Consider the following 11,538-nt stretch of genomic DNA (forward strand, 5'->3'; position numbering starts at 1 on the left):
TACAGAAGGACTATACCCATTACACGGTTTCCTCGGTGCTGACCCGGAACTGCAGGCCGCCGTTCGCCGCCGACACGTCCACATGGCTGCCGTGCCGGAGGTCGCCCGCGAGGAGCAGGTCGGAGAGCTGGTCGTCCACCTCGCGCTGGATCGTGCGGCGCAGCGGGCGCGCCCCGAACTCCGGCTGGTAGCCGCGCTCGGCGATCCAGTCGACGGCCTGGGTGCTGAACGAGACGTCGACGTCCTGGGCGCGGAGGCGGCGGCGAGTGTCGTCCAGGAGCAGGTCGGTGATCTGCCTGAGCTGCCCCTCCTCCAGCCGCTGGAACACGATGATCTCGTCGATCCGGTTGAGGAACTCGGGCCGGAACGACTCGCGCAGCCGCCGCATGATCCGGTCGCTGAGCGCGGCGTCCGGGCCGTCGCCGGTGCCGCCGAAGCCGATCTCGCCGCGCCCGGTGATCAGCTCCGAGCCGAGATTGCTCGTCATGATCACGACGGTGTTGCGGAAGTCGACGGTGCGGCCCTGCGCGTCGGTGAGGCGGCCGTCGTCGAGGAGTTGGAGCAGGACGTTGAACACGTCCTGGTGGGCCTTCTCGATCTCGTCCAGCAGGATCACCGAGTACGGCTGGCGGCGCACCGCGTCGGTGAGCTGCCCCGCCTCCTCGTACCCGACGTAGCCGGGCGGCGCGCCCATCAGGCGGCTCACCGTGTGCCGCTCCTGGAACTCGCTCATGTCGAACCGGATCAGCCGGTCGCGGCTGCCGAACAGCGCCTCGGCCAGCGCCTTCGCCAGCTCGGTCTTGCCGACCCCGGTCGGGCCGAGGAACAGGAACGAGCCGGTCGGCCGGTCCGGGTCGCCCATCCCCGCGCGGGACCGCCGGACGGCCCGCGCCACCGCCGCGACCGCGTCCTCCTGCCCGATCACCCGCTGGTGGAGGTGCTCCTCTAGCCGGGTCAGCCGCTCGCGCTCGGCCTGGGTGAGCTGCGTGACCGGGACGCCGGAGATCCGCGACACGACCTCCGCGACGTCCTCCGTCGTCACCTCGGGGACGACGGTCGCGCCGCTGCCCTCCTCGCGGGCGTCCTCCAGTTGCCGCTCCAGCCGCCCGACCTCGTCGCGCAGCTCGGACGCCTTCTCGTAGTCCTCGTCCGCGACGGCCTGGTCCTTCTCCCGCCGCCGCCGCTCAAGGCGCTGCTCCAGCTCGCGGCGGCCGCCGTCGCGCGTCCCGGAGCGCAGCCGCACCCGCGCGCCCGCCTGGTCGATCAGGTCGATGGCCTTGTCCGGCAGGAACCGGTCGGTCAGGTACCGGCTCGACAGGTCGACGGCCGCGACGAGCGCCTCGTCGGTGAACCGCACCGAGTGGTGCGCCTCGTACCGGTCGCGGAGCCCGCGCAGGATCTCGATGCTGTCCTCCGGCGTCGGCTCCGAGATCAGGATGGGCTGGAACCGGCGCTCCAGCGCGGCGTCCTTCTCGATGTTGCGGCGGTACTCGTCGATCGTCGTCGCGCCGACGACGTGCAGTTCGCCGCGCGCCAGCGGGGGCTTCAGCATGTTGCCCGCCGACATGGCGCCCTCCGCGCCGCCCGCGCCGACGATCGTGTGGATCTCGTCGATGAACACGACCAGCTCGTCGCCGTGGTCGCGGATCTCGTCCACGAGCTTCTTCAGCCGCTCCTCGAAGTCGCCCCGGTACCGCGTGCCCGCGACGATTCCGCCCAGGTCGAGCTGGACGATCCGCTTCCCGCGCAGCGTCTCCGGGACGTCGTCGTCCACGATCCGCTGGGCGAGCCCCTCCGCGATCGCGGTCTTCCCGACGCCCGGGTCGCCGATCAGCACCGGGTTGTTCTTGGTGCGCCGCGACAGGACCTCGACGGTCTCCTCGATCTCGCTCTCGCGGCCGATCACCGGGTCGATCCGGCCCTCGCGGGCGAGCGCGGTGAGGTCGCGGCCGAACTCGTCCAGGGTCGGCGTCCCGGACGGCTGCTGCCCCGGTCCGCCGCCGGGCGGCTGCCCGCCGCCCCCGGCCGCCGCCGACTGCAACGTGTCGGGGGTGACGTGCGCGGCGTCCAGGATCCGTCCGGCGCTCGACCCCCGGTCCAGCGCCAGCGCGAAAAGCAGGTGCTCAGGGCCTATGTAGGACGAGCCGAGCGCCCGCGAGACCTGGTGCGAATCGAGCAGGGCGCGCTTCGCCGAGGGGGTCAGCTCCGGCGGGACGTCCCGGGGCGTGCCGCGCCGCGCGTGCTCCTCGATCTCGCTCTGAATGCGGTCGGGGTCGGCCCCGGCACGTTCCATCCAGTGCCGGGTGCCCTGCTGGCGGGTCGCCGCCCACAGCAGGTGGTCGGTGTCGAGGTCGAGGCTGCCCCACTGCGCCGCCTGCGCGGCCGCGTCCCGGACCATCTCCCGCGCGGGCTCGCTCATCAGCCGCGCGATGCTCATCCGCTCCATCGGACGCCGCTGCGCCCGCGACCCGAAGAACCGCGCGAGCATCTCCTCGAACGGGTCCATGCCACCGGATCCATGCCATCCCGACGTCATCGTCCTAAACCCCCTGCACGTGGAAGGACAGGTCATAGCAACGGTCAGTCACGTGCCCGTGCCCGGCCCCTGGAAACCCGGGGCTCCGTCCCCGCCACTCCACCAGAACCGGGGCCGCCGCGAGGCCAAGACGCGGAGGAAGGCCCCGTCCCGCTGTCCTGTACCGGACGTCGCCGGACGCCGATGCGCGGAGTCCCCTGATAGCCCGCCCCGGACGGTTCAGGGAAACCCCCTACCGCCGCGATCACATGCGGTGACGGACCCCCCCGTCCGGGCCGTTCCAGCGAACACACCGTGACGGCCCACCATACGCAGCCGCCCGACCACAATACGCGTCACACTCACTCACATTTACAGGAATGGTCAACCCTGCGAGGATCCGACTCGGAATTCGCCTCGATCGCCCGATCGAGCGCACCGCAAACCACACCCCGCGGAGGAGGAACTGAATTTCATGAAAAGCTCCCGCAAGATCGCCGCGACCCTCGGCCTGGCCGCGGTCGGGCTCACCTCCGCAGTCGGCATGTCGCCCGCGCACGCCGCCGCTCCCGGCGCCGTCACCGTAAGGTCCGGCGCGCACGGCGCGTACACCGTGCACGTCACCCGGGCGTCCGGCCTCGCGGCGCTGGCCGCGCCGGCCACGTCGCCGTCCGTCGACCACCGGTTCGTCCCCGACGGCGGCTCCTTCACCTGCGCCCGCAGTTACGCGTGCGCCGTGGTGCCCTATTCGAACGGCGCATACGTCTTCAACTTCCTCCATTACCGCGGCTATTCACTGAGCTACTGGCACGGCAGCGGCGCGTTCATCAACAACCAGACGGACGGCGCCGCGGCCCGCTACGACGACGTGAACGGCCACCAGGTCGGCTGCGTCCCCGCCGGGATAGCCCGCAACGGGATCGACTGGAACCCGATCTGGCGGATCCGCCTGACCGCCGCCGCCTGCTGACCGTCCACTCCCGACGAGGCCCCGGCGGCGCACTCCCACACGCCACGCCGCCGGGGCCTCCCGCACCGGGGTGGGACAATGGGGGTATGACTGAGCGAAAGCCTGTGGGGCTGAGCTTCGAGTCTTGGATCGACCGGCAGATCCGCGAGGCGGAGGAGCGGGGCGAGTTCGCCGACCTCCCGGGCTCGGGGAAGCCGCTGCCCGGCGCGCACCAGCCGCTGGACGAGAACTGGTGGATCAAGCAGAAGCTCGCCAGCGAGGGCCTCACGGCGATGGTCCATCCGACGCTGGCGCTGCGCAAGGAGATCGAGGACGTCCTCGCCAAGGTGGCTGAGGCGCCGTCGGAGCGGAGTGTGCGCAGGCTGCTGGAGCCGGTCAACGAGATGATCGTCGCGAACCTGCGGATGCCGCCGCCGGGCCCGCCGCTCGGCTACCGTCCGATCGACGTCGACGCGGCCGTGGCGACCTGGCGGGAGAACCGTGCCGAGCGGTCGCGGGACGCGACGGCCCCGCCCGAGGACAAGCCGAAGCGCCGCGGGTGGAGGCCCCGTTTCGGCCGCCGACGGCGCGGCTGACCGTACGCCACGGCGGCGCGGTGGGGCCGCGCCGCCGCGTTCTCGCGGGTCAGGCGTGGGAGCTCCGGCACAGCTCGTCGAGGATGTCGGGGCAGAGGTCCGGGCCGGACGACGCGTGGCCGGTGGAGTGGGCGATGGCGCTCGGGTGGGCGACGGCGCTCGCGGGCGCGGCCAGTCCGGCGGCCAGCCATCCGGCCGCGATGACGGCCGCCGACATGGCGATGGCGCGGGCCACGGACTTGGCCAGAATCGTGCGATTCATCTGAGTTCCTCCAGGAAGTGTGTCGATGCTGCATCGACATCGCCAATATTACCCTGGGTAATCAGAAAACTACACAGCGTCCGCAGATCGTCGGCAGATCTATCCACGGGGGTAGACCTGCACCCCTGGATGCACGCCGCCCACCCGGCGAATCCGGCCGAAGGATGATCTGGATCAAAACCCGCCAGGACGACTAGAGGTCGAGCGCACCGGCCTTGATCCGCTGAACAAGCACCGCCCACGCGTCCACCCCGAGCGCAAGCCGCGGCCCCTCCGGGTCCTTGGAATCACGGACGAGCCGGTTCACGGTGCCGGTCGAGACCTCGACGCACTCGCCATGGTCGCCCATACTGTGGCTGCTCTTACGCCACCGGCTCATACTGCATCGCCTCCACCAGCAATCAGAGGTCGAACTCACCGGCCTTGATCTGGCCGAGAAGAGTAGCCAGCACAGCCGGTTCCAGGGCTAGGCGGGGGCCCTCGGGATCCTTTGAGTCACGCACGAGACGCGTCCGGGTGTTGGTCGAGACCTCGACGCATTCAAGCTGGCCACCGCCCTGACTCCGACTGCTCTTACGCCAGTTGATCATTTCGCATCGCCTCCATCGGGGATTAGAGGTCGAGCGCACCGGCCTTGATCTGCTGCACAAGCACCGCCCACGCGTCCACCCCGAGCGCAAGCCGCGGCCCCTCCGGGTCCTTGGAATCACGGACGAGGCGGTTCACGGTGCCGGTCGAGACCTCGACGCACGCGCCCCCGTCTCCTTGGCTGTGGCTGCTTTTACGCCACTGGATCATCCCGCATCGTCTCCATCGTTTCCCGGACCAGAGCACGCGTGTCCGCTTCGGACAGCGCATGGCACCTGATCTCGTCGAACCGAATCCCCAGTCGAGCGACCTCTTCCGGGTCTTCGATCAGTCTTCCACCGAATTGAGCCTCTGCATACCCGATGCGGCTTCTATCGGCCTTGGTCAAGACGATCATCGCTCCGCTCAGCCCGGAGTAAGCACCGTCGGTGATCCGCACCACCTGAATGTGCATGTGAGGCAGTTCTCCAACGTCAAGGAGAAGTTGGAGCTGCTCATACATGATGCTCCCATCCTTGCCACGCCTGAGGAGAGCGGCGTGGTCGAGCACCACGAAGAGATGAGGCGGGTCCGTCTCCCGAGTGATGTGCTCCCGTCGCGCCAACCGCTGCGCGACCAGGTCTTCGTTCGTCCTGCCCTTGGGTGCGATCGAACGCACGTATGCCTCGGTCTGGAGGAAGCCGGGGATGTAGAGCGGCTCGTAGGTGCGGATCTCCGTGGCTTCGTTCTCGTGCATGAGATAAGCGCCGAGCCACTCGTTGAGGTGTTCTCGTTGGGCGTGGTGCCAGAGGCCGCGGAACATCTCGCCGGTTTCGAAGAACTCGTCGAGTTTCTTGCAGAAGTCCTCGTCGGGGCGGTTTCGCTGGCTTTCGTAGGCGGCGACCGTCTCGCGGGTCGTGTAGAGCTCCTTCGCCAGGGTGCTCTGGCTCAGCCCTCGGAGCTCGCGCATGAGCCGCAGCGTGTAGGCGAGCTGCGCCCGCATGCTGTGCCGGGGGTCAATTGGGACAGATGGGGGCATTCTTATTCCTCCGCGAGTGGTATCTCGTGAAGTACCATCCGGATATGTAGCCACGATTAGTCAAGTGGGTCAAGCTGGTCGGCAAGAATCAACGAGACGCAGCGGAGAGAATCCGAATGAGCCCGTCCCCGCACCGAAACAAGATCGACCCATTCGAGCCCTTGCCCGCGGTGGGAGAGCCGCCGGACGGGCGTTGGGCGGTTCCTTATCTGGCCCAGAAAAGCGGTCTGTGGACGGTGCACGTCCGCCGCCCGCTGACGCGCAGGCAGCTCGACGCCGGGCTCGTCGACACGCTCAGCGCCTCGACCCTGGAGGCCCTGCGGGCTGCCACGACGCGCCAGGACGACATGGCGGAGAGGCTCGCCACCGACCGGGACGGCACCCCCGCCTGGGCGCGGGAAAAGTGACCGTGTCCGCCCCCGTCGCCCCCATTCTGATCTGGCTGCTGCTCTACGGAGTGACGTGTTTCCTGTTCGGATTCGGCGTCACCTGGCTGCTTTGGCCATGGGTTCACCGCAGAGGCGCACACCGCAGAGGCGCGACCCCACGCGCGTCATCCGGGCGGCGTTCGCCCCCGCTCTCGATTCCATGACTCCCCGCCTGTACGCCCAGTACATGCAGGGACAAGACCTGGCGGTAAGAAGGGATGGTGATTCATGGCTCAAGCCCTAGTGGCGTGACCCGTGCAGCAAGAGGCCCCTGGGCGGACGACATTCATCCAGGGGCCTCTTCGCGTGACGTGATCCGTCCACCGTGCCCGATGGATCAGGGGGCGTCGGCGTGGTCCAGGGCTCCGGCCTTCACCCGCTCGACCAGGCCCCGGAAGGCGGCCCGGCTTACGGCGAGGCGCGGCCCGGCGGGGTCCTTGCTGTCCCGGATGCCGATGGCGTGGGCCGCCCCGGCGACCTCGACGCACTGCTGCTGGGAGTTGTTGTGGCTGCGGCTGCTCTTGCGCCAGCGGGCGGCGGACAGGCCGGTCTCGGTCATGGCGACCTCTTCTGCTGGACGGCTTTGCCATCAGCGTACGGGGCGCCCGCCGGACGACGATGCCCCGAGAGCCGGACGGGAAAGCAGTGGTCCGCGGGATGTGGCCGGACTTCGCCATGAAGACCCAAGGGCGGGTGTTTCAGGGGTGTTCGGGGGGCTGGACCAGGGGGCGAAGCAGGGCGGCTTGGACGCGCTGGTCTTCACTCACGCCCGTCATCGGGTATTTCTGCGCCGTCTGGAGGTGGCCGCGGAGGAGGCGGGCCGCGCCTTCGGCGTCGCCTTCCTCGATGCGCGCCAGGGCCTCGGCGTGTTCGTCCAAGGCTTGGCGGCGGAGGGCGGGCTCGGGGAAGAAACCGGCGCGGGTCGCGTGCTCGGACCAGCTCCGCTCCTGCGCCGTCCACAGGGTTTCGAGCGCCCCCGCCACGACGAACAGCGTCTCGTTTCCGCAGAGGCGGACGATCGCCTCGTGGAACTCGCGGGACGCGGGCGTCGCGCGCTTCTCGTCGCCGGTTTCGACGGCCTCGACAAGGCTTTCGTGCGCGCGGCGCAGCGCGGGCACGACCTCGGTGTGACGGTCGGGACGCTGCGCGCACAGCGCGGCGCAGAACGGCTCTATCTGCTGGAGCGCGTACCCGACGTCCGGCAGCGCGGCCTGCCGCGACTCCAGGACGAGCGCGAGCATGTAGGCGACGCTGTCGCGTTTCGGCGCGTGCACCACCGACCCCCCGGTGTTCCCGCGCCGGACGGTGATCAGCCCCTCGGTCTCCAGGATGCGCAGCGCCTCACGGGCGGCGAGCTTGCTGACGCCGAACTCCTCCAGCAGGTCGGACTGCTTGGGCAGCAGGCTCCCGTCGGGCAGCTCGCCGCGCAGGATCCGCGCCCGCAGGGTGTCGGCGAGCAGGTCCGCCACCCGCGGCTGGCGCATCTGCGCGCGCGGCTCCGGGGCCCCCGTGTCCTCCACCGTGTGCCCGTCCTCTCGATCTTGTGATGTCTCATCTTCCACCTTGGGTCGGCACCGCGTCCTCGGGTCGGCCGGACGCGGTGACGCCCATCGCGCGCTGGTACGCGGCGTCCAGCTCGCGTCCGCCGTCGACCGGGTCGGACGCCTGGCCGCGCAGCAGAACGTACCCGCGGTCGAGCCGGTCCCTGATCGCGCCGATGGACGGTTCGACGACGACCACGACGGTGCCCTCGTCGGCGAGGCGGCGGGCGGTGTCCATCAGCTCGGCGACGATCAGCGGGGCGAGGCCGGTGGACATCTCGTCCAGCAGCAGCGCCTTCGGCGACCCCATCAGCGCGCGGGACACGGCGAGCATCTGCTGCTCGCCGCCGCTCAGCACCCCGGCGAGCGCGCGGGCGCGCTCCCGCAGGACGGGGAACCGGTCGAGCCCCGTCTCCACCTCGGCGGACGGGAGGCCGAGCGTGTCCGCCATGACCTGGAGGTTCTCCCGGACGGTCAGGCGCGGGAAGATCTGCCTGCCCTGTGGGACGAGCGCCAGCCCGCGTCCGGCGCGGCGCGCGGCGCTGAGCCCGGAGATGTCCTCGCCGTCGAGCGTGATCCGCCCGGTCGCCGCGACCGACCCGTAGGCGGCGAGCATCAGGCTCGACTTCCCGGCCCCGTTCGGCCCGACGACGGCGCTGACCGCTCCCCCGCCGAACGTGAGCGAGGCGTCCGACACCGCCGTCGACTCCCCATACCGAACCGACACCCCGCTCAGCACCAACTCATGCGACAACGTTCTCACCGCCGGTTCCGAAGTAGACGTCCTGCATTTCGGGGCTGGCCAGGCATTCGGCGGGGTCGCCGTCGAAGACGACCGTGCCGGAGCGCAGCAGCATGATCCGGTCGACGAGGGACGCGACGATGTCCACGTTGTGGTCGACCAGGATGATCCCGCAGCCCTGCGCGCGGACGGCGCGGATCGCCGCCGAGATCGCCGCGATGCCGCCCGAGTCGGCGCCCGCGAACGGCTCGTCCAGCAGGAGGACGGACGGTTCCTGCGCGAGCGCCCGCGCGACCTCGACGAGCCGCTGCTCGCCGAGCGTGAGGTCGCCGCAGCGGCGGCGGAGGTCGCCGAGTTCGAGCGCGTCCGCGACGCGGTGCAGGGTCGCGTCGAAGCGCGCCCCCGACGGCCGGAACGCGCCCGCGACCAGGCCCGCGACCAGCCCGCCGATCCCGGCGAGCTTCGGCGCGGCGGCCCCCAGCAGGACGTTCTCCCGCACGGTCAGGTCGAGCGCGAGGTGCGGGTGCTGGAACGTCCGGGCGAGCCCGGCGCGGGCCCGGCGGGACGGCGGGCCGGTCAGCCTCCGGCCCCGGATGGACAGCGACCCCCGGTCGGCGGGCTGCGCGCCGTCGAGCAGGTCGACCAGCGTCGTCTTCCCGGCACCGTTCGGGCCGATCAGGCCGAGCACCTCGCCCGCGGACAGGCGCAGCGACACGCCGTCCAGCGCGCGGACGCCGCCGTAGCTCTTGCCGAGGCCCTCGCCCTCCAGCAGGACGGTCATCGCCGTGCTCCTCTCGTGCGGGTCGCCGCGCCGCGCAGCCACCGCGCGCCCTGCCCGGCGTAGCCGAGGATGCCGCCGGGCGCGATCAGCAGCACGGCCAGCACCGCGACGCCGAAGATCAGCGACCCGGAGCGTTCGAAGATCTGCAGGTTGAAGGTCAGCTCGACGACCAGGACGGCGCCGAGCACCGCGCCCCACGCCGAGCCCTGCCCGCCGAGCAGCGGCATGAAGATCGCCAGCATGACGAGGTGCAGGGTGAACGTGTCCGGGCCGATGGTCTGGTTGGCGGTGGTGAACAGGCCGCCGCCGAGGGACGCGATCGCCGCGCCCGCGCCGAGCACCGTCAGCCGCAGCGCCGGGACGCCGACCCCGGCCGCCTCCACGGCGGCGGGGACGTCCCGCGAACTCTGCAGCGCCACGCCGAACGGCGACCGGCGGACCCGGTCGACGGCGACGCCGACGATCCACACGATGAGCAGGGTCAGCGCGATGAACGTCTGCCGGTCCAGCTCGCTGCCGAAGACCGTGAGCGGCCGGATCGAGCCGATGCCGACCGCGCCGCCGGTGATGTCCTTGGCGTCCAGCAGGAAACTCTGGAAGGCCATGCCGAACAGCAGCGTCACCGCCGCCAGGTAGAACCCGGACAGCCGCCGCGTCGCGAACCCCAGCACCACCGCCAGCGCGGCGGACGCGAGCGCGCCGAGCAGGTACGCGACGGGCAGCGGCCAGCCGGTCTTGGTCGCGACGAGCCCGACCGAGTACCCGCCGATCGCGACGTAGGCGCTGTAGGCGAGGGACAGCGCGCCCGCCAGGTTGAACGGCATGTACATGCCGAGCGCGAGCAGCGCGTAGGTCGCGCCGAGCAGCGCCAGGTCCTGCCGGAACAGGTCCGCGCCCGCCCAGCCGATCACGGCGAGGGTGAGGACGAGCGTCCCGAGGATCCGCGCCGACTCCGCCGACCGGACCGACCCGACGGCTCTCCGCAAGGGCAGCGCACTCATACGTACTCCTCCTGTGGGGGGACGACCCCCCACGCCCCCCGGATCGCTGCGCTCATACGCTGCTCCTGTGGGGGGACGACCCCCCACGCCCCCCGGATCGCTGCGCTCATACGCTGCTCCTGTGGGGGGACGACCCCCCACGCCCCCCGGATCGCTGCGCTCATACGCTGCTCCTGTGGGGGGACGACCCCCCACGCCCCCCGGATCGCTGCGCTCATACCCGGACCCTCCTCACGAACAGGCCGCTGGGACGCAGCGCGAAGAACAGGATCGCGACGGCGAGGACGGCGTAGTCGAGCGACGCGCTGCCGAGGTAGTACGGGACGAGCGTCTGCGCCAGCGCGAGCAGCAGTCCGCCCGCGAGCGGCGCCCACACCGAGCCCGTCCCGCCGATGACGAGGGCGAGGAACCCGGACAGCGCCCACCCGAACCCGGACTGGAAGCTCACCCCGGCCTTGGCCGAGAAGAGCTGCCCGGCGAGCCCGACGACCAGCCCGGCCAGCGCGAACGCGACCAGGCGCACCCGTCCGACCGGCATGCCGAGCGTGCGGGCCGCGTCCCGGTTGGACCCGACCGCGCGCAGGATCCGCCCATACTTGGACTTCCGCATCCACAGCCACACGCCGGTGAAGGACACGACGGTCGCGGCGACGAGCACGATCGTCTGGCCGTCCACGGTGACGAAGCCGAGGTCGAGGGACGTGCCGGGCAGCCACGACCGGCCCGGCATGAGCTGCCGTCCGAACAGCGTCCCGGCGAGCTGCTCGACCGCGAACAGCACCGCGACGACCGCGATGAGGGACGGCAGCTCGCCGCCGCCCGTCCGCGCGTCGATCGGCCGGACCAGCGCGACCTCGGTGACGACCGCGAGCACCGCGGCGATCGCGATGCCGAGGACGGCGGCGAGGCCGAGCGGCCAGCCCTGCTTCGCCATCAGCCACGACGCGGTGAGTCCGGAGAACATCGCGAACGGGCCGAGGGCGAAGTTGAAGAAATCCGCTCCTTCGAGGACGAGGTAGTAGCCGAGGGCCACCAGTCCGAAGAAGCACCCGATCTGGACGACCGAGACCCACAGTTGCGCTGACATCACGCTCCTTCTGCCTGCGTCTGTGGGATC

At 70.9% G+C, this 11,538-nt stretch carries 15 protein-coding genes; 3 read left to right on the plus strand and 12 right to left on the minus strand.

The window, feature by feature from the left end; genetic code table 11:
* Positions 1-19 precede the first annotated feature (19 nt).
* Positions 20-2,536, minus strand: coding sequence for an ATP-dependent Clp protease ATP-binding subunit (locus ACH01S_RS17270; RefSeq protein ID WP_067892374.1), 2,517 nt, complete (start codon positions 2,534-2,536; stop codon positions 20-22).
* A 454-nt stretch (positions 2,537-2,990) separates the two neighbouring features.
* On the opposite strand from ACH01S_RS17270, the gene ACH01S_RS17275 reads away from it, so the two are divergent.
* Together ACH01S_RS17275 and ACH01S_RS17280 are read left to right on the plus strand one after the other, a co-directional pair.
* The gene (locus ACH01S_RS17275; protein WP_067892377.1) at positions 2,991-3,485 is read left to right on the plus strand and encodes a hypothetical protein; all 495 of its coding nucleotides are present in this window, start codon (positions 2,991-2,993) and stop codon (positions 3,483-3,485) included.
* Positions 3,486-3,571: 86 nt separating this feature from the next.
* A complete protein-coding gene (locus ACH01S_RS17280; protein WP_083980792.1) occupies positions 3,572-4,060 on the plus strand; it encodes a DnaJ family domain-containing protein in 489 nt (162 codons plus the stop codon).
* A 49-nt stretch (positions 4,061-4,109) separates the two neighbouring features.
* Here ACH01S_RS17280 and ACH01S_RS17285 read toward each other — a convergent pair whose 3' ends face one another.
* From ACH01S_RS17285 to ACH01S_RS17305, 5 genes are all read right to left on the minus strand, one after another.
* Positions 4,110-4,322, minus strand: coding sequence for a hypothetical protein (locus ACH01S_RS17285; protein ID WP_067892381.1), 213 nt, complete (start codon positions 4,320-4,322; stop codon positions 4,110-4,112).
* 193 nt (positions 4,323-4,515) lie between these two features.
* Entirely contained in the window at positions 4,516-4,701 is a 186-nt protein-coding gene (locus tag ACH01S_RS17290) for a DUF397 domain-containing protein (protein WP_067892383.1), read from the minus strand.
* A gap of 22 nt (positions 4,702-4,723) precedes the next feature.
* Positions 4,724-4,912, minus strand: a complete 189-nt coding sequence (locus ACH01S_RS17295) for a DUF397 domain-containing protein (protein WP_067892385.1) — start codon at positions 4,910-4,912, stop codon at positions 4,724-4,726.
* Positions 4,913-4,934: 22 nt separating this feature from the next.
* Positions 4,935-5,120, minus strand: a complete 186-nt coding sequence (locus ACH01S_RS17300; protein WP_067892387.1) for a DUF397 domain-containing protein — start codon at positions 5,118-5,120, stop codon at positions 4,935-4,937.
* Positions 5,104-5,859 (minus strand): helix-turn-helix domain-containing protein, encoded by a 756-nt coding sequence (locus tag ACH01S_RS17305; RefSeq protein WP_169809288.1) that lies wholly within the window; start codon positions 5,857-5,859, stop codon positions 5,104-5,106. The genes ACH01S_RS17300 and ACH01S_RS17305 overlap by 17 nt, the downstream gene beginning before the upstream one ends.
* 305 nt (positions 5,860-6,164) lie before the next feature.
* Between ACH01S_RS17305 and ACH01S_RS43590 the strand changes: the two genes are divergently transcribed.
* Positions 6,165-6,335, plus strand: a complete 171-nt coding sequence (locus ACH01S_RS43590; protein ID WP_157406292.1) for a hypothetical protein — start codon at positions 6,165-6,167, stop codon at positions 6,333-6,335.
* A 358-nt stretch (positions 6,336-6,693) separates the two neighbouring features.
* Here the strand turns inward: ACH01S_RS43590 and ACH01S_RS17315 are convergent, their stop codons facing one another.
* The 6 genes from ACH01S_RS17315 to ACH01S_RS17345 all read right to left on the minus strand — a co-directional run bounded on the left by ACH01S_RS17315 (position 6,694) and on the right by ACH01S_RS17345 (position 11,508).
* Positions 6,694-6,915: a DUF397 domain-containing protein gene (locus tag ACH01S_RS17315; protein ID WP_067892393.1), complete on the minus strand. Its 222-nt coding sequence runs from the start codon at positions 6,913-6,915 to the stop codon at positions 6,694-6,696.
* A 139-nt stretch (positions 6,916-7,054) separates the two neighbouring features.
* Positions 7,055-7,876 carry a FadR/GntR family transcriptional regulator gene (locus tag ACH01S_RS17320; protein WP_218010293.1) on the minus strand — a complete coding sequence of 274 codons (822 nt, stop codon included), beginning with the start codon at positions 7,874-7,876 and terminating at the stop codon, positions 7,055-7,057.
* Between the two features lie 31 nt (positions 7,877-7,907).
* A complete protein-coding gene (locus ACH01S_RS17325; RefSeq protein ID WP_067892394.1) occupies positions 7,908-8,651 on the minus strand; it encodes an ABC transporter ATP-binding protein in 744 nt (247 codons plus the stop codon).
* On the minus strand, positions 8,641-9,420 hold the full coding sequence (locus ACH01S_RS17330; RefSeq protein WP_067892396.1) for an ABC transporter ATP-binding protein: 780 nt from the start codon (positions 9,418-9,420) through the stop codon (positions 8,641-8,643). Before ACH01S_RS17330 ends, ACH01S_RS17325 begins: the two co-directional genes overlap by 11 nt.
* Positions 9,417-10,421, minus strand: coding sequence for a branched-chain amino acid ABC transporter permease (locus ACH01S_RS17335; RefSeq protein WP_083980794.1), 1,005 nt, complete (start codon positions 10,419-10,421; stop codon positions 9,417-9,419). The genes ACH01S_RS17330 and ACH01S_RS17335 overlap by 4 nt, the downstream gene beginning before the upstream one ends.
* Before the next feature lie 214 nt (positions 10,422-10,635).
* Positions 10,636-11,508 (minus strand): branched-chain amino acid ABC transporter permease, encoded by an 873-nt coding sequence (locus ACH01S_RS17345; RefSeq protein WP_067892400.1) that lies wholly within the window; start codon positions 11,506-11,508, stop codon positions 10,636-10,638.
* Positions 11,509-11,538: the final 30 nt, after the last annotated feature.

The organism is Actinomadura chibensis NBRC 106107 (assembly GCF_001552135.1).
GTDB lineage: Bacteria > Actinomycetota > Actinomycetes > Streptosporangiales > Streptosporangiaceae > Spirillospora > Spirillospora chibensis.